This window comes from Paenibacillus sp. 37 (genome assembly GCF_008386395.1).
Classification (GTDB): domain Bacteria; phylum Bacillota; class Bacilli; order Paenibacillales; family Paenibacillaceae; genus Paenibacillus; species Paenibacillus amylolyticus_B.
On record NZ_CP043761.1, the window covers coordinates 1,161,106 to 1,178,344 of the forward strand.

The 17,239-nt window shown below is 46.7% G+C and carries 17 protein-coding genes; 12 read left to right on the forward strand and 5 right to left on the reverse strand.

The genetic code is table 11. The features are described 5' to 3' along the window. Positions 1 to 35: 35 nt before the first annotated feature. Positions 36 to 332, forward strand: coding sequence for a WXG100 family type VII secretion target (locus F0220_RS05145; RefSeq protein ID WP_105600972.1), 297 nt, complete (start codon positions 36 to 38; stop codon positions 330 to 332). A 120-nt stretch (positions 333 to 452) separates the two neighbouring features. On the opposite strand, the gene F0220_RS05150 is transcribed toward F0220_RS05145, so the two are convergent. Both F0220_RS05150 and F0220_RS05155 read right to left on the reverse strand, forming a co-directional pair. After that, positions 453 to 986, reverse strand: a complete 534-nt coding sequence (locus F0220_RS05150) for a hypothetical protein (RefSeq protein ID WP_105600971.1) — start codon at positions 984 to 986, stop codon at positions 453 to 455. A 141-nt stretch (positions 987 to 1,127) separates the two neighbouring features. Next, a complete protein-coding gene (locus tag F0220_RS05155; RefSeq protein WP_223199852.1) occupies positions 1,128 to 1,460 on the reverse strand; it encodes a hypothetical protein in 333 nt (110 codons plus the stop codon). A 98-nt stretch (positions 1,461 to 1,558) separates the two neighbouring features. Here F0220_RS05155 and F0220_RS05160 point away from each other — a divergent pair, with 98 nt between their 5' ends. Beyond that, on the forward strand, positions 1,559 to 1,921 hold the full coding sequence (locus F0220_RS05160; RefSeq protein ID WP_105600969.1) for a hypothetical protein: 363 nt from the start codon (positions 1,559 to 1,561) through the stop codon (positions 1,919 to 1,921). Between the two features lie 46 nt (positions 1,922 to 1,967). Beyond that, positions 1,968 to 2,471 carry a hypothetical protein gene (locus F0220_RS05165; RefSeq protein ID WP_105600967.1) on the forward strand — a complete coding sequence of 168 codons (504 nt, stop codon included), beginning with the start codon at positions 1,968 to 1,970 and terminating at the stop codon, positions 2,469 to 2,471. A gap of 88 nt (positions 2,472 to 2,559) precedes the next feature. On the opposite strand, the gene F0220_RS05170 is transcribed toward F0220_RS05165, so the two are convergent. From F0220_RS05170 to F0220_RS05180, 3 genes are read right to left on the reverse strand one after another with little or no spacing between them, the layout of a single operon-like run. Continuing rightward, positions 2,560 to 3,723, reverse strand: coding sequence for a Ger(x)C family spore germination protein (locus F0220_RS05170; protein ID WP_105600966.1), 1,164 nt, complete (start codon positions 3,721 to 3,723; stop codon positions 2,560 to 2,562). Then, entirely contained in the window at positions 3,720 to 5,222 is a 1,503-nt protein-coding gene (locus tag F0220_RS05175) for a spore germination protein (protein WP_223199853.1), read from the reverse strand. The genes F0220_RS05170 and F0220_RS05175 overlap by 4 nt, the downstream gene beginning before the upstream one ends. Beyond that, a complete protein-coding gene (locus F0220_RS05180; protein ID WP_091015818.1) occupies positions 5,194 to 6,315 on the reverse strand; it encodes a GerAB/ArcD/ProY family transporter in 1,122 nt (373 codons plus the stop codon). Before F0220_RS05180 ends, F0220_RS05175 begins: the two co-directional genes overlap by 29 nt. A 195-nt stretch (positions 6,316 to 6,510) precedes the next feature. Here F0220_RS05180 and F0220_RS05185 point away from each other — a divergent pair, with 195 nt between their 5' ends. From F0220_RS05185 to F0220_RS05225, 9 genes are all read left to right on the forward strand, one after another. Continuing rightward, entirely contained in the window at positions 6,511 to 7,404 is an 894-nt protein-coding gene (locus F0220_RS05185) for an NAD(P)-dependent oxidoreductase (RefSeq protein WP_105600964.1), read from the forward strand. A gap of 277 nt (positions 7,405 to 7,681) precedes the next feature. Further along, on the forward strand, positions 7,682 to 8,413 hold the full coding sequence (locus F0220_RS05190; RefSeq protein WP_036606252.1) for a nuclease-related domain-containing protein: 732 nt from the start codon (positions 7,682 to 7,684) through the stop codon (positions 8,411 to 8,413). Between the two features lie 263 nt (positions 8,414 to 8,676). Further along, on the forward strand, positions 8,677 to 9,567 hold the full coding sequence (locus tag F0220_RS05195) for a hypothetical protein (protein ID WP_105600963.1): 891 nt from the start codon (positions 8,677 to 8,679) through the stop codon (positions 9,565 to 9,567). A 227-nt stretch (positions 9,568 to 9,794) separates the two neighbouring features. Continuing rightward, a complete protein-coding gene (locus F0220_RS05200; protein WP_188310519.1) occupies positions 9,795 to 11,570 on the forward strand; it encodes a cache domain-containing sensor histidine kinase in 1,776 nt (591 codons plus the stop codon). Continuing rightward, the gene (locus F0220_RS05205; RefSeq protein WP_149846311.1) at positions 11,567 to 12,631 is read left to right on the forward strand and encodes a response regulator transcription factor; all 1,065 of its coding nucleotides are present in this window, start codon (positions 11,567 to 11,569) and stop codon (positions 12,629 to 12,631) included. Before F0220_RS05200 ends, F0220_RS05205 begins: the two co-directional genes overlap by 4 nt. A gap of 271 nt (positions 12,632 to 12,902) precedes the next feature. Continuing rightward, positions 12,903 to 13,820, forward strand: a complete 918-nt coding sequence (locus tag F0220_RS05210; protein ID WP_047844113.1) for an ABC transporter permease — start codon at positions 12,903 to 12,905, stop codon at positions 13,818 to 13,820. Between the two features lie 14 nt (positions 13,821 to 13,834). Beyond that, on the forward strand, positions 13,835 to 14,704 hold the full coding sequence (locus F0220_RS05215; RefSeq protein ID WP_036606256.1) for a carbohydrate ABC transporter permease: 870 nt from the start codon (positions 13,835 to 13,837) through the stop codon (positions 14,702 to 14,704). A 60-nt stretch (positions 14,705 to 14,764) separates the two neighbouring features. Beyond that, the gene (locus F0220_RS05220; RefSeq protein WP_149846312.1) at positions 14,765 to 16,420 is read left to right on the forward strand and encodes an extracellular solute-binding protein; all 1,656 of its coding nucleotides are present in this window, start codon (positions 14,765 to 14,767) and stop codon (positions 16,418 to 16,420) included. A 343-nt stretch (positions 16,421 to 16,763) separates the two neighbouring features. Further along, positions 16,764 to 17,210 (forward strand): tellurite resistance TerB family protein, encoded by a 447-nt coding sequence (locus tag F0220_RS05225; RefSeq protein ID WP_091015805.1) that lies wholly within the window; start codon positions 16,764 to 16,766, stop codon positions 17,208 to 17,210. Positions 17,211 to 17,239: the final 29 nt, after the last annotated feature.

The following is a 17,239-nucleotide window of genomic DNA, read 5'->3' on the forward strand; positions in this document are numbered from 1 at the left end:
ATTTATATAGATAGATTAACAGGAGGAAAGTGGACATGGGCAGAATATCCGTATCCCTGTCGGATTTACGAAGAGCCGTTCAACAATGCGAACAATTGCAGCAACGACTTGTACAACAGGAACAGAAGATGCGTTCGATTCATGGGAGGTTGCAGCAGGACTGGGTAGGAAGATCGGCAGAGGAGTTAACTTATAAGATGCAGTCTTTTGTAGAGGGAGCATCTGTGAAACTGACTGAACTTGAAGCTCATAAGGAGGAATTGAAGCAATACATTCGCAAGATGGAGGAAGCGGACAGAGAGGATCAAAGAAATCGCAGCAGGATACAGTGATTGACTATATCTGCTCACACGTAAATAGTCAGATAGGAAGTAATCTTCCCACCTAACTATTGTTGCTTCGTTCATACAATTGTATCGATTGAAGTCACTTGCGCAAGCAGCTATTACTAATTAGTGTAAATCAGTATTATTCTTGTTCAAAGTTTGAATTTTCTCTTGGATATACTGGTGGTAATCGCGGAAGCTGCTGATGTGATGCAAAGAATCGGAGTTCTCAGACTGGATCTTAATTTTACCGTCCTGAGGCAAATTTTTCATCTCAGCAATGACGGATTTGGAACCTTGGATATCTCCGGACATGTCCTGAATTCGCTGTAATAATGCTGGATGTCCTTCATGCTGGAGCATTTCGGCGAGCGGTCTCATTTCCTCCAACTTTTGACTCGACCGTTCAAGTGTGGTCATCACCTTGTCTCCATCTGTACTTGCGCTAAGCGAAACCATTCGGTGGATGTGATCTTTCTCCATACGCTCAAGCGCCTCCAAATGGGAAGCTTCCAGTCGTTTGGGATCGCTCCAACTCTCCGATCGAACGGTGTCATTCTGTTGCTGGGAAGTATTATTCGCAGTGCCATTGCCACAGCCCCATAACAGAGATGAGCAGGTTAACACGGCTCCAACGGCGATGATACTTTTTAACCTCATGCTGTCACTCCTTCAATAATTTCCTGAAGGTAGTATGAGCAATAATATCCAAAATCATGCTTCTTCTCTTCATTTCTTTCCCATAATGAACAAAGGAAAATAACGAGCTAACTGTATGTATCATTGCAGTGTAGCCGGATCTTATTTTTTGGGATTGCGGCTATCGATGAACCAACCCGGTCCTGTCACACTGATGACTTCACGTGTGTCATAGTTATATGAAACGGTAATATGCTCATACTCGTGACCAGTTACATGACCATATAGGTACAAGCGGGAATGGACTGAAGGGTCGTCGATATCATGACTCGTGATGACAAAGTCTGCGTCATAATACTCCTTAATGTATTGGATGCTGACGGGTGTAGCTTTTTCAAGAATGTTTTGCTTATCTGATGTGGACAGGCTAGAACATCCTCCGATTGCAAGTGTAAAAACAAGTAAGTATAGAGCCATAAGTTTTGTTTTGATCAAGCTTTCATTCTCCTTTTTGGTGATAAACTCTAACGACACTTTTATTCTAATTTTTCTGCTAGTACAATTGCAACGGAATGTAACGAGGTGAGAAGTTAATGAATCTTTACACTAATAACATATGGCGCTGGACCATTAATCTTCTGTATCCTGCCATTATCTTTGTCTTCCAGAGCTGGGGACCGATATTGGATTCTTGGACAGGTCCTATTTTGTTCGTCGCTGTGTTCTGCTTTCTATGGAGCGATGTAAAAGACATGTTCGTTTCGACAGGACTAACATGGTTTATTGCCATCCCGTGTTGGTGGTATTGGATTGAACGTCCGAAACCATCGTTCGGCGCAGAACATTTTGCCGCACATCTATGGTTAATTGTACTTATATATATTGTCTTTGTACTCATTCCTCAGACCTTAATCCTGACTACGCGGTTGCGGGTAATGGATTATTATAAAAAGTGAAAATCAATTTAGAATAGGCGGACGTACAAGGATTAGGAGGTAGTATATGAGTCGCTTAAAAAGAATCAACAAGCCATACTTCATCTTCCTCATCTGGAACGTACTCATGATTGGCGTCGTAAGGGGGTTAACCTTCCAGCATGAGCCGGGTAGAGGGGTGTCAGGTAACGGTAACCTGGGACTTCTGGTGTTAGCTCCATCTCTTCTGACCTTTCTCATTCTCTGTATCTGGACGATGTTTCTATCCAAATGGTGGTTGTACGATCAGCGTCAACGCTGGGGAGGGAAGATACATGCCTGTGTACCCTTCGCGGCTCTCTTGCTGTGTGTGTTGTCTGTCGCTTGGGAGCTACACACCATCAATAACCTACGCCTCCAGCTCAATGGATTTACGAATGATCCGGATTCGGCCGTGTACCGTTTTGGTTGGCTGAACCAGTACACGAACACCTTGTTTTATAACGTGCCGATCCTGTTGTTCGGCCTGTCTTTCTCCATATTTATAGGCTGGCTGATGGAATGGAAACTTCGCAGTCCTAGGTCCGCTTAATCCGAACTGCAAACGAAATATATCCTTCATCAATACAACCCCCCCTTATCCGTCATACCAGACGGGCAAGGGGGGGTTCTCATGTTTACTACACTTTCCTTTTATATTTCCCTGTATACGGGATGGTAAGATGGATTTTCAGATCCTGGATCGAGTCTTCGGTAAGCATCATCTTGCTGCCATTGTTTGATAACTTACGCCAGAGCTTCGGATTTTTGCGATACAGTTTCTCCTGAAGGCCGTAAATATCCACACCACGCTCAAGGCCGTGACGATAGGTCTGCATAATCTGCTCTCGCAACTTCACTTCACTAATCTGGATCATCTCCTCATAAGAGGTGGGCACCAGATATTCATACAGGGCAGTTAGGTATTGAGCGTCAATATTAAACTTGACCTCTTCACCCTGAATGACAGGCTTGATTTTGATCTTTGGTAAACCTACACTGAGTGCCCCATAGATCGTTCCATCCTTCTGCACAAGCAAGGGAGCACGTCGCATGTCCTTGATCAGCCAGTGATACCCGGGAAGCTGACTGCGTGGAAGGTATTCAAAGTCAACGCCTGTCTTTTCGAAAAAGGCCCCCTCGATTAGAAATAAATCCTTTTTCTTCTCGTTCTCGGCCCATTGGGAGTTGTTTAATGCAATACTGGGCAGATACGTCGTAGTAGCCGGATCATTATGCGTTGCAATGAGCTTGAAGCTAAGCACGGGCGGATACAACGATTCTTCCATATAAGTCGGGAGCGGATTATGAAGAATGCTATCCAAGGGCGACATATTATAGATGGACGTTGCACTTAGAATTTTCTCCAGTGGTTCGCGGGTTCCGTAGACCCAGGTCGTATAACGGGATTCTGGGAACCGTCCCAGCATATCGAACACTTCTTTGATGTGTTTGCTGGTGAGCACACCTTCCGCCATTACGATGGCTGTCACATGCCCCCAAGCCATGTGTAATTGAGCTGTACGGAACAGTTCGTTCAGCGCCAGACTCATGGTTTTCCCTTCGGCATGTCCGACCCATACAGGTGGCGTATCTGCACTTTTGGTTGAACTTTCACTTTTGGCGACACTGGCAAAATCCAGCGTTTGTACATACAGGTGATACATCCCGTCTTTGTAATCAATGCCAAAGGCTTTGGCGTAGTCCACCTGTTGGATCTCAAAGGCACTCCAGCATCCACTTGTCATCACACACATTGATAGGCTTAACAGACCCAACGTACATCTCCGCAACAAACGCTTCATCTTCCGTTTCCTTTCTTACGCGGTTCTTGAGTCTCAAGATAGACGGGTCTGCGTTTACCCAACCCTTTTGGCAGTTTGAATAATGAAGCTATCGCTTGTTTAAAATGAAGCGGTGTTAACGGCGTGAGATACGGAATGCCAAATGATTTGAGATCGGTCAGGTAGATGAGGAACAGAATCAACGACAGGATGAACCCAAAGATGCCGAGGGAAGCTCCCAGGACAAAACAAAGGAAGCGCAGGATCAGCACAGAACTGGTCATAACCTGATTCACAATGGTTGCTCCAGCTACGACGGTAACTGCGATGATGACAATCATGAGGGGAGAGACCATGCCGGCTCGAATGGCGGAATCCCCTATGATCAGACCTCCAACCACAGTTAATGTCTGGCCGATGGCACTTGGTAGACGTACCCCCGCCTCTCGGAACAGCTCCATGAGCAGCATAATGAGAAACATCTCCACTCCCGATTCCATTGGCAGTCCCATACGTCCTACCGATATCGTGGCAACCAGTGGGAAAGGAATCTGATCCATATGAAATGAGGTCAGCGCAATATAGAAGCCAGGCAGGAACACGGTGATCATCAGGCCAAGAAAGCGCAGCATCCGCCCTACGTTGACAGCTAAGAAGGGAAAGCTGGCATCTTCCGGTGATTTGAGCAAAAGAAACAGATTGACTGGCCCAATAATCGCGCTGGGATTGCCGTCGACAATGAGGATAAAACGTCCGTTCAGGAGACATTCTGCAGCAAAGTCAGGCCTGCCCGTATAATGGGTGACGGGAAACAAAGTAATCTTCGAAGGGGACAGCAATTCTTCCAGTTCATTGGCGGTCAAGATTCGTTCGATCTCAATCTTACGCAACCGATCCTGGACGTCTTCGATCAGTTCCGGATTGGCGATATTTTTGATATACATCAATGCCACCTTGGTTGCAGAACGTGAACCAATCAGTTCGATATTGCAGGCAAGTTGGTTCGTACGCAGACGGGTGCGTATCAAGGCAACATTGACGGCAAGGGGTTCAATGAACCCATCTCTTGCCCCGCGGATCGAAACTTCGGTGGTCGATTCCTCCGGTGTTCTTGTCGGGATGTTGGAGATATCGATACTCCACATGGCTTGAAGGGATGGTATACAGATCAACATATGGCCTTCAAAAACACGGAGAGACATCAGTTCAGTTCCAAATGCCGGATCTTGCAGATCCATTCGGGTCCAATCCAGGCTGATGCATTTTTCAATGTCGGATGTACGGATAAAGTGTGTATCTTCATATGTTCGTTTGAGTTCCGGGAGAATAATATCGTAGATCGCTTCACTATCCACCATACCGCTGCAATAGGTCATAAGGAGTTGCATCGGAGGTTCTCCGAACATGTGACTATTGATGATGACATCATCAGATCCCGCAAAAAAGGTGTTCAGGTTATGCTCGTTCATTCGGAAAGGTTCAACTTCACGATTATTCTTGGGCTGGGTTGAGATCGGCACGTTTGGGAGCCTCCTTGTCCTTTTTGTGGATTAATGCGGCAATGGTTAATATCACGGTAACGATTGAGACATAGGCCAGCATGACCGGGAACTGAATATGATCTACGTAATAGTCGACGTAATCAATGCGCCACCATTGCATCGCCATAAAGCTCATGATGACGGTGATGGTGAGAATCGCTATATATCGTTTCTTCGGTCTGCGGAAATTCAGCAGATCCACGATGAGATACATAGATATAGCGACCCTTGCAAAGGAACCACTAAGCCATTGATAGATGGACAAAAAATCAACGTGTTGCAGCAGCTTGCCGATATTCACAAGTTTCCATTGTTCATAGGGACTGTTTCGTTGTTTTGCTGCTTCTTCTGGACCAAACTCGACGATGGCTCCGATCGTGGGACCGATCGCCATACTGAGCATAAACACGCCGAGGATCAAAACATGCCACCAACGAATTTTGCCTTTGACTTCATGTTGGAACAACATAAGAATCCAAATTTCCATAAGCCCGGCAAGAGAGTAGATCATGCCCCGCCATACGGGACCCATGCCGTTCTCCATAATCGGGAACAATAGACTGTAGTCTTTGTATTTCATATTGGCGGACATTACAAAATAACCAAGTAAAATTACAAATGGCAGCAGCAGACTGGAAGTCATCGCAATGGAGCGTATGCCTTTAGCCGCTGCCCACGCGGCAACCAGTGCTCCGCCACCAGCCAGAACGTAAGGTGGCGTGAATTGAAGATATGTGGAGACGGTCCAGTTAGTTGTCTCATACAGCGTATGTGTGCCAAGCGTGAACAGTAGAATGGAAGCGGAGATCCGGAAGATCCAGGAAGGAATCGGTCCGAATTCTCGCGTAATCCAATCTGTTAATCGCTGTCCGCGTACTCGCCGAATGATGATATACATCATACATAGAAACAACATGAAAAAAGGTCCTGCCGCCACGACAGACAACCATCCGTCTCTGCCGCCTGCTTCGAGAATTGCTGGGATGGACAAGACATGGCAGACCAGTCCGGCACTTAATAAAATGATGGAAAAGGACAACCAGATGGTAATTTGACCTTTCTCACGACTCATGCGAATCCTCCTTTCCAATGAAGGAAGTTTCCGTTAGGTTGTACAGCATACAGGAAGTTGATTCCTTTTTCAGATTTTTTCACAGAAAGTTGCAACCGATATGGACGGACTAAGCAGAAAGCTTTAACATACAGATATAGCAATGTCGAAGACAAGCACTGAGCGAAGCATAGAGAAATAGGGAGGAAACCTGCGATGACAAATACAACGAAGGCACCTGGAGAGACGAAAGTTGGCTTTATTGGTACAGGCGTGATGGGTAAAAGCATGGCTGGGCACATCCAGCAAGCGGGATATCTGCTGCATGTGTACACGCGAACTGCTGCCAAAGCGGAAGCATTGGTGAAGGAAGGTGCCGTATGGCATGACACACCAGGCAAACTGGCTGCCACGTGTGATGTCATCATCACAATGGTGGGGTATCCGAAGGATGTCGAGGAGATTTATCTCGGTGAGGATGGTCTCGTAGCCAATGCCAAACCAGGGTCATATCTGATTGATATGACAACATCCAGTCCGTTACTGGCTGCACGAATCTTTGAAGCTGCGGAAGCCAAAGGACTGCATGCACTGGACGCGCCTGTATCGGGCGGTGATATCGGAGCGCAGAACGCGAAGCTGTCCATTATGGTTGGAGGTAGTTCGGAGGCCTTTGAAGCCGTGCGTCCGCTGTTTGAGCAGATGGGCACCAACATTGTGCTGCAAGGCAAGGCGGGAGCCGGGCAGCATACCAAAATGTGCAACCAGATTGCCATTGCCTCTGGCATGATGGGCGTGTGTGAAGCACTCGCCTATGCCAAGACGTCTGGTCTGGACGCGGAGACCGTGCTGAAGAGCATTGCTACCGGTGCAGCCGGAAGCTGGTCGCTCAGCAATCTCGGTCCGCGCATGATCGCAGGCGATTATGAGCCTGGATTCTATGTGAAACATTTTATCAAAGACATGGGAATTGCACTGGAGTCTGCAAAAGCGATGGGCATGAAAACGCCTGGTTTGGCTCTGGCTGAATCCCTGTATCAGGAAATAGCGAATAATGGTCTGGAAGAGAAGGGTACTCAGGTGCTCTACACCTATTATCTTCAGGCTTAACATCCAAGAGAACAGCAGCGTATTCTTTTTCTATTCAGGAAAGGGTTGCGCTGTTTTTTTCAATTTTGCGGTTTGTTTATGCGTCTAAAGTCACGGAATTGGTTAAATGTTCATATGTACTTTGCGTATTGGAGAGAATTTGATCGTTTTCCCTTTATTTTTACCCCGCTTTATCCGACATAAGTAATAGAAGTTTACATAATGAATGTGTCAAAGGATGTTATTCCTCCTGTAATGGTCACCCGTAACCCACACTATAATAGAACGGAGCTTGCCCATGTTCAAGAAAATCCTGTCTCTGTTCAAGACACAACCAGAGCTTGCGAACCAGATTACAGCCTCCGCTTCAGCGTTACCATCGACGACAACCATTCCCCCGCGTATGGTCCGTAGTAAGCGCAAGAAAAAGGCGGAAGGGGATTGGACACGCCAGCCGGAGGAACCTAGTACAGCAGATCAGCTGATCGGTCTTCCAAGTCAATATAAAGTGCTGAACGACCTGCTCGTTACCAATCCGAAGTCACGCTCCGGTTATTCGCAGATTGATCATGTCGTGATCGGTCCGCGGGCAATCTTTGTGATCGAAACCCGAAATCTGACGACAGGTGAGATTCGCGGCGGAAGAAGAGAGGCCAATTGGTCGGTCAGCAGCAGCCGGGTCAAAATGTACAATCCACTCATGCAGCATCGTGCGCACGTGGAAGCCATCCATGCACACCTCGGAGACTACAAAAGAGTGCGTCTCGTCTCCATGGTGACTTTCACCAACCGTTGCCGTATCAGTGTTGATCCTGCTGTGAGATACGTGAATTCAGATGAACTGATCATCTACGATCATGAATTGGTGGAAACGATTCAGCGGAAGACGGAACGACTTGAGAGTGAGGTTCCCGAAACCGTATTTCAAGAGAAGGATATTCAGGCGATCTACGCTCTGTTATCATCGGTCAATTCCACCGATCCTCAGATTCGGTCAGAGCATATGGAGAAGGCTAAAGGGATCAAATAATTACCCTTCACGAACACTGTTGTCCATACGGGCGGCAGTGTTTTTGTGTTGCGGTGGTAGTTAATGTGCGAGTAGTAAAAGGCTTTAGACACAGGTATATCGTCGTATACAACCGATTTTTAACTTATGATAGAATGTAGAGCATGTCCATTGTGTGAATCAAGCATGTTATATGAAAGGATATTTTTGTAAGCGGGTGTTCAAGTCTTGAAGCAGAGGTTAATGGTTCTCAGGAATATACATAGGATAGGGGAAGATTATACATGAAATGGAATTATACGATAAAGACGTTCACAGTTATGCTTGGTTTGGCAGCGATTCTGACAGCTTGTGGTGGCGGAGCGAAAGAGACGTCATCGCCGGAGTCTGCTTCCGGTACAGAAGTTGCTTCATCAGAAACAAGCAGCTCGAATGCTGCTGTAACAGAAACCGCAGCAACCGGTTCGAATGGGAGTGAGCAGACAGGTTCAGCTACAGAAGAATCTTCTTCAGCTGATGACGGCAAGATTGGAAAGGATTCGACACTGGAAGAGTTGAAGCAGCAGTATGCGGATAAACTTGGTTATATCCGTATCCCTCTGAATGATTATCCGGTGCGTCGGGTTAGTGAGGAAGGTTCCAAAAATATTAATGTAGCCAACTACAGCGATGCCGTTGTGGACATGAATGCAGGGGTGCCAATTCACTCTGATTCGCAGCGGTTGATTGATGATGCCTTTCCTTTTTTTACAACCGTACAAGCACCTGACGAATCTTATATAACTTGGGGAGAAGCAACCAATCTGGAGCGTGCCATGGTGAAAACGCTGTTTATCGCGCGTGAAGGGCTGCTAATTACCGAAGATGCGATGAAAAATAAGGATTACAGCAGTACATCGTTCCAGGATTCCAAGGATTTCTTCAGGGTCACAGCGAAATTTGAATCGATGGCACCTGTTGCACAGCATCCGCGTGACATTACGTTGAGTACGTTATACGACAAAGCCCGCACGTCATGGGGCAAGCTTGCTGCGATGGACCCGGAGCAGGATGAAGCGGCGTTTGCCGAGATGTACAAGACGACGAGAACCGATGCCAATAATGCCATGGGGTTGCTTAATGTTCTGCTGTCTACCAATGAGGATGAACGGATCAAAGAGATTTACGGGGAATAAAAATGCCGTGATCCAGAGTTAATCTGGATCATCCTGGTAACATGTCTGGATCACATGCCTTCAAACTCTGACTACCGATTGAAGCGGGGTCAGGGTTTTTCTGGTTTTTTCCAATAGGTGTATGATATGTTTTTAGGAGAAAGACATGTACGGAATATAGGTGAGGTGTGTGAAAGATGTGGTGGATGAACTTTTGTAAACGCTTTAAATTTAAAACGAAGCTAATCTTGTTTTTATCTACCGCAACGGTCTTAATCTCCGGAATCACAGGGTTGATCACCTATCGCATCCATATCGATCTGTTCAATGAAGAGGTCAGTCGCCAGTATAGTCTTACCGCAGAGCAGATTCTTGCACGTCTGGATTCCAGGGTACACGACATGTATAAAGTCACCGATTATATCACACTGAATCCCTCCGTAAAAAATGCCATCAAAGCACAGACCTCTGGCATCTCGTCCTATGATCAGATGAAGCTGGAAGATGAACTGGATGATCAGTTGTATCAGGTAAGGCTGGATGCACCGGAGATCATGGGGCTCCGCATATATGACCTGAAGGAAAACATATTTAATCTCGGTGCCTTTGCCGGCTCATTTCAACAGATGGATCCTTCCTATCTGGCAGAGATGGTTCATAGACTGGAAGGAACGGGCGGCGAATATGGTTGGAATCGTTTGGGGCCGGATGCTTTCTTGCAGGAGGAACAATCCAATTGGATTCTGGCGGGACGATTAATGCGGTCTGTTGATCTGGAGACCTATGGCGTCATGTTAATTCTGTTTAACACCTCATTGTTCGAATCGTATCTCAAAGATCTGCGACTGAATGAGGAAGTTGCTGTCTACTTGTTTGACGCAGATGGTGAGCTTCTTTATGCCTTTCATAATCAGGATGCGGATCCACCACCACTTACCGAGCTAAGCCTAGGGGCGACGGAGATCAGGGACGAGCAGGGAACAACCCAATTGTATACGAAGCAAACGTCTGACAAAGCGGGCTTCACCTTGGTTAGCAAAGTCTCACTCGCTCAGATTCAGAACAAGGGAAAGATCATTGTCAAAGTTGCTGTGTTCTCTGCGGTAGCCAGCATATTATGCTCCTGGTTCATCATTACCATAATTAGCGGCAGACTGTTGCGTCCACTTGCGAGTCTGGTCAACGCGATGAAAAGAGTGCGTGATGGACAGTTCGATACACGGGTTCGGATCGAGACACGGGATGAGCTCGGTTTTATCGGTGAACGATTCAATGCAATGGCTTCCCGGATTGATACGCTTATACATGAAGTGTACGAGCGCGAACTCAGTGAAAAAGAAGCTGAACTCAAAGCTATTCAGGCCCAGCTTAATCCCCATTTTCTGTATAACACGCTGAGCATGTTTTTCTGGAAGTTCTATATGCTTGGCGATGAGAAATCGGCTCGCCTGGTCACTGCCTTGTCCGAGATGCTGCAGTATACGCTGGAACCCGTGCAGCAACTGACGACCGTGCAGGATGAGATGAAGCAAATAGATCACTACCTGCAGATTCAGCAGGCCCGGTATCAGGAAGCCTTGTCGATTGAAATTGCCGTTCCTGCTGAATTGCTTCGCTGTCAGGTGATCCGACTGTTGCTTCAGCCCATCGTGGAGAATGTTTTTGTTCATGCCTTCTCGGACAAAAGGAACAACCGTCATCTGGAGATTCGTGGCTCGCGGCAAAACGGGCATGAAGGAGAGCTAGATCTGCTCATCATTGAAATTTCAGATAACGGCTGCGGCATGCACGCATCGGTCATTGAACACATTATGACGCCAGTGGCACATGCGGATGAGGAACGTCAGCACATTGGCATGCGGAGTGTACTTCGAAGAATTGAGTTGATTCACGGTGAACCCTACGGTGTACAGATCGAGTCGACTATGGGAAAGGGTACGCTAGTACGTCTTCGTTTGCCTTATCAGATCGGTGAGGACTTATGCCGGGAAATTCAGGTGACTGAGAGGAGTAGGTTCTGTTGAATGGACGTATGCTCGTAGTGGATGATGAAGCATTATTTCGTCAGGGTCTGATTCATCTGGTTCGCAATAACCCCCTCGGTTGGGAGGTTGTCGGGGAAGCGGCCGATGGAGAAGAAGCGATACAGGCTGTACACAGCTGCACACCCGATCTGATCATTACGGATATCAACATGCCTGTGATGGATGGTCTAGATTTGGCCGAACGCATACACGAGAGTGGACTGGACATTATGATTATCATTTTGACAGGTTATCGTGAGTTCGAATATGCACAGCGTGCTATCCGGTATGGAGCAATTGAATTTTTGTTAAAGCCGTTCTCGCTGGATGATGCATGTCAGGTGTTACAAAAGGCACATGAACGATATCGCCGAAAACAGTCCGACATTCGGATCAGGGAACAATACAGCCAGGTGGACCGTACCGAGCGACTGCGAGAGGAACTGACTTTGTTGCTGCTCCATCATCAATTCGGATCGATAATGAATCGGATCGAGGTGTTGCTGGAAGAAGCGTCCGGGATGAGCTTGTCACAAGGCAAAGCGGAGATTCATATGCTTATGAAGGTCATGACGGACTTACTGGTACAACAGCTTCAGCCTCAGGAATCCGGTGGGATGGACTCAACTGCCCCAGATCCACTGCTCTGGATTCATACCATACCTGAAGTCATCGCTTGGGCCAGATGCAAGAGTGAAGAGTGGGTGGATATGCTGATGCGGCTAACTCAGGAACAGCAGGATCATGTCGTTACACGAGTTATACAGTATATTGAAATGAACTATTCCAGCACATGCACGTTGCAGGCCGTGGCTACCCATGTTCATGTGACACCCAACTACTTGAGCCATTTGTTCAAAAAAGAGACAGGACAAGGCTTCAGCCAATATGTCAGCAAGCGCCGAATTGATAAGGCGAAGCTGCTGCTGCACAGCACTCGGCAGAGCATGGCAGATATCGCGGAACTGACCGGGTTCGATAACTCCAGTTATTTTACAACCGTATTCAAACAGATGACGGGGGTATCGCCCCGCGAATATCGCAAGCAAGTAGCCAAGTAAAGTGCCCGGTAGCAATCCTCCTTGAACTGCTGCAGGGTCACAATTAAAGAGAAGTCTCCTCCTAATTTCTGTTCGTTTCCAAGTTCAACCCCACCATGTGGGGTTATTTTTGCGTAGAAAATTATAAAAGGATCGTTAAATAACAAATGTTTACGCTTACATTTTTATCTAAAATACAACTATAGTACATCAACAGTAGAGAGGAGTGATGGATATGAAGGGGGAACTGACCGCAGGTCCGCCGTCTGGATTACAACCACCGGATAGTGAAATGAAGCATCGGATTCGGCAGCAGCGGCTTCGACGATTCAAGATGAATATACCGTTAATCTTGATGTTTGTTCCGGTGATTATGTTCTACCTTACCTTTCGTTATGCACCCATCGGAGGGCTGGTCATGGCCTTTAAGGATTACAACTTCTATGATGGGCTGTGGAACAGTCCATGGGTGGGCTTTCAGCATTTTCAGACGCTGTTCAGTGATCCGCGCACGGTGGAGATTATTCGCAACACCTTGTTCCTCAGTTTGTTAAGCATCATTATCGGGTTTCCCATTCCGATCATTCTGGCCATTATGCTGAATGAAGTGCGAAACATGGCCTTTAAGCGAACGGTGCAGACGGTGGTCTATATGCCACACTTCTTTTCCTGGGTCATCATTGCGATGATGATCATGACGGTTTTCTCTTTGGAAAATGGGATCGTAAATCGCTGGGTCGAGGCCTGGACGGGAGCACCTTATCCGTTCATGTACAACAAGGGTTCGTGGGTTGCGGTGTTTGTTGGCTCAGGGATCTGGAAGGACATGGGCTTTAATGCCATCATTTTTCTCGCGGCACTAACGACCATTGATCCGAGTCAATACGAGGCTGCACAGATGGATGGGGCCAGCAAAATGCGCCAGATCTGGCATGTCACCCTTCCGGGTATACGCTCCACCATTATTCTCCTGCTGATTCTATCGATGGGGCGGGTGATGGAGGTCGGATTCGACCAGGTGTACATGCTTCAGAATTCCAATGTCAATGAGATAGCGGATGTCATCAGTACCTATATCTACCGCACCGGTCTTCAGGGAGCACAGTTCAGCCTGACAACAGCGATGGGATTGTTCGAATCACTGGTTGCATTTATCCTCATTTTTAGTGCAAATTATATCGCGCGGCGATTTAACGAAGGTTTGTGGTAGGGAGGGAGAACGGCATGAGAAAAACCAAAGGAGAAAAAGTCTTTTATCTAATCAATTATGTATTGTTGTCATTGGTTGCCGTCAGCTGTATCCTGCCCTTACTGAACATTGTTGCCTTGTCATTTAGTGATGCGAGAGCGGTTGTTTCAGGTCAAGTGGGATTATGGCCCGTCGATTTCACCTGGTTCTCCTATCACAGCCTAATTACCGGAACGCCGATTCTGAATGCATTCTGGAATAGTGTGGAGATCACATTGATCGGTACAGGGCTCAGCATGGCGGTGACGATTATGGCGGCATATCCGCTGTCACGTAGACATTTTTATCATCGGCGCTTCTTTACGATGGCGATGGTGTTCACGATGATTTTTAACGGTGGACTCATCCCGACTTATTTGGTCGTGCAAAATCTCGGTCTTGTGAACAGTTACGGTGCGCTTTGGCTACCGGGCCTGGTGAGCACGTACAACATGCTGATTATGCGATCTTATTTTGAAAATCTGCCAGGGGAAGTGGACGAGGCTGCGCGCATCGATGGTTGTGGTGAACTGGGGCTTTTGTTCCGCATCGTGTTGCCATTGTCCAAACCTTTGCTGGCGACTATTGCTCTCTTTTACGGCGTGGGTTACTGGAATTCGTTCATGAGTGTGATGATTTATATCAATGATACGTCCAAATACAACATGACCGTGCTTGTCCAAAATATGATTATGTCCAATCTGAATGTACAGGATTTTACCGATCCAACGATGATATCGAATCTGACCCCGGAAGGCATTCGGGCAGCAGCTGTCATTGTGATGGTCATACCCATTTTGGCAGTGTATCCGTTCTTGCAGAAGTACTTCGTTAAAGGGGTCATGCTTGGATCAATTAAAGGTTAAAGCAGGCTGTGGGTTAACCCGCATGGGTTCATATTACAGGAGAGAAAGAGGGTCTTATCTATGGCGTTAACGATGAAGGCATGGATGAAGTCGGGTCTCGTTCTGGGCTTGATCGGTGGTTTGCTGGCGGGATGTACAGGAGGTAACGGTAGCGAACAGGCGGAAGGCGAAGGCAACAGGGGGAACATCACGTCAACAATCTATGATCGGGGCGCGGTCCCAAGCGGCATGGGTACAATCGAAGATAACATGTGGTCCAAGTGGATCAACGAGAATGGCCCGGCTAATGTAAAATATACAGCAGTTCCCCGATGGGAGTCCCAGTCCAAACTTAACGTATTATTCGCTTCTGGCAGTGCACCGGATATTATTTTTGAATTCGGTACGCCCATCCGTAACACACTGTTTAATCAGAAACAGCTGATGCCGCTGGATGAGTTGATCGAGAACTCGAGTGTGGAATACAAAGCCTTGATGGAGAAATATCCCCAGCTCAAGAAGGCCGGCATCAAAAGCGATGGTAAGCTCTATGAAGTGGGGCGTATGAACGAGGTGTTTCCACTAACGAGCTTTTTCATACGGGAAGACTGGCTGGAAAAGTTGAATCTAGAGGTACCGACCAATGAGGAAGAGATGCTGGCGGTAGCCAAGGCCTTCACGGAGAATGATCCCGATGGAAACGGAGCTAAGGATACATACGGCATCGGTGGATTTCAGTTCGGCGATACAGCGGGTCTGTTCCGCTATATGTACAACGCCAACTGGGTGAATGTGGAGGACGGGGAGATGGTGGTTGGTCCCAACAACATGAAAGAAGCAACGGCATTCAAACGTGCATTATATGAAGCAGGAGTGGTGGATAAGGACTTACTGACCGACAAGGACGGGGCCAAGGCGAAGCAGGATTTCCTGAATGGCAAAATCGGTATGTACGCGGCCATGACTTCGGATTATACCGGGTTTGCGGCGAAGGAACTGGATACGCTGATGCAGAATGTTCCTGAGGCCAAATTAAAGGTCATCGCTCTGCCAACCACGTCCGTAGGACAGCACACGATGGTGTGGAATAACCCGGTTCAGATGACTGCAGCTGTGAATGCACGAGCCAAAAATCCGGAAGCAGTTATGCAATATATCGATTTTCTGACCAAAATAGAGTCAGGCCGGACCTTCAAAAATGGATTTGAAAACACGCATTATACGCTGAACGATCAAGGCTGTCCGCGTATCTCGGATCAGGAGAAATACAAGCAGGAGATCAGCTGGGCAGGCGATTACGCCATGTTGTACAGCCGTCTGGAGGAAGGCAAATGCGGGTACACAGAAATGCTGTTCAGCGAAGAGATCCCATCGCAGAAAGAAGGACTTCGACTATTCAAGGAAGCGCGTGAGGTATATATGACGGATCTTCCGGTAGGAGAGGGTGTTACCCATTCAGAACATATGCCGCAGCTACCGAAGGAACTTCAGGTGAAGTTGACCAATGTGACAACAGCGATCAACGATATTTTTACCCGTTCCATCATTGGCGGAAGCAAATATACAGTCGAACAGGCTGCAACGGAAGCACAGCAGAAGTGGGAGCAAGGCGGTGGCCCGGAGATTGAAGCATGGTACAAAGACTGGTGGAGCAAGGAAAAGAATAATGTACTCGTCTGGGACGATTTCTATGAGATCTATGAACAACAACAGGCTGATTTTGAAAAAGCAGAGTGAATTCAAGGATTCAAATCATTCATAAAATTTATAATTTTGGTGTTGGTAGAAATAAGCGCTCTGATCCCCTGATCAGAGCCTTTTTATGTTTGGGCTTCAAATAGGGGAATATTTGACTGAAAAATGAAGTGAATAGAAAGTTCTCGCCTCTCGCTTGAAACCATATCCAGAACGATGCGTATCATAAGGTATTAATTGTTTTTTAATGTAGAATATTGCCGTATTTCAGAGTATAGTTAAGGAATAATTTAACTTATATTCAATCATGATGTAAGGATGAAAATTACTGAAAACCATGAAAAAAAGTGAAGAACACCATGTATGAAACTATTGGAGGTTGAGTATGAGTTCATTTAAAAGTTGGTTAAATTCAACAAAACAAGGACTTGAAGAGCAAGTCAAAAAGTTTAAAAATAAAGATTTTATGGATGCCGTGGTTGCAGGTTGTGCACTGGTTGCTTTTGCAGATGGTTCCATTGACGAAGCGGAAAAGAACAAGATGGCCGGTTATATCAACCTCAGTCAGGAATTGAAAGTATTCGATATGGCTGAAGTGATTACACGCTTCAATCATTATGTCGCGAACTTTGAGTTCTCTCCAGAGATCGGGAAGCAGGAAGCGCTGAAAGCCATTGGGAAATTTAAAGGTAAGCCAGATGTAGGACGCGTTATTGTGGGCGTATGCAGTGCAATTGGTTCAGCGGACGGCAACTTTGATGATCAGGAGAAAAGAGTTGTTGCCGAGATCTGCAATGTACTTGGACTGAACCCGGGTGAATTCAATCTCTAAGTAGAGTAGATATTTTACATGTGAAGGGA

Coding starts and splice junctions, on each gene's coding strand:
- F0220_RS05150 (WP_105600971.1), bottom strand. CDS start 986: ATGAGGTTAAAAAGTATCATCGCCGTTGGAGCCGTGTTAACCTGCTCA.
- F0220_RS05160 (WP_105600969.1), top strand. CDS start 1,559: ATGAATCTTTACACTAATAACATATGGCGCTGGACCATTAATCTTCTG.
- F0220_RS05180 (WP_091015818.1), bottom strand. CDS start 6,315: ATGAGTCGTGAGAAAGGTCAAATTACCATCTGGTTGTCCTTTTCCATC.
- F0220_RS05145 (WP_105600972.1), top strand. CDS start 36: ATGGGCAGAATATCCGTATCCCTGTCGGATTTACGAAGAGCCGTTCAA.
- F0220_RS05220 (WP_149846312.1), top strand. CDS start 14,765: ATGGCGTTAACGATGAAGGCATGGATGAAGTCGGGTCTCGTTCTGGGC.
- F0220_RS05185 (WP_105600964.1), top strand. CDS start 6,511: ATGACAAATACAACGAAGGCACCTGGAGAGACGAAAGTTGGCTTTATT.
- F0220_RS05195 (WP_105600963.1), top strand. CDS start 8,677: ATGAAATGGAATTATACGATAAAGACGTTCACAGTTATGCTTGGTTTG.
- F0220_RS05210 (WP_047844113.1), top strand. CDS start 12,903: ATGAAGCATCGGATTCGGCAGCAGCGGCTTCGACGATTCAAGATGAAT.
- F0220_RS05215 (WP_036606256.1), top strand. CDS start 13,835: ATGAGAAAAACCAAAGGAGAAAAAGTCTTTTATCTAATCAATTATGTA.
- F0220_RS05225 (WP_091015805.1), top strand. CDS start 16,764: ATGAGTTCATTTAAAAGTTGGTTAAATTCAACAAAACAAGGACTTGAA.
- F0220_RS05190 (WP_036606252.1), top strand. CDS start 7,682: ATGTTCAAGAAAATCCTGTCTCTGTTCAAGACACAACCAGAGCTTGCG.
- F0220_RS05165 (WP_105600967.1), top strand. CDS start 1,968: ATGAGTCGCTTAAAAAGAATCAACAAGCCATACTTCATCTTCCTCATC.
- F0220_RS05170 (WP_105600966.1), bottom strand. CDS start 3,723: ATGAAGCGTTTGTTGCGGAGATGTACGTTGGGTCTGTTAAGCCTATCA.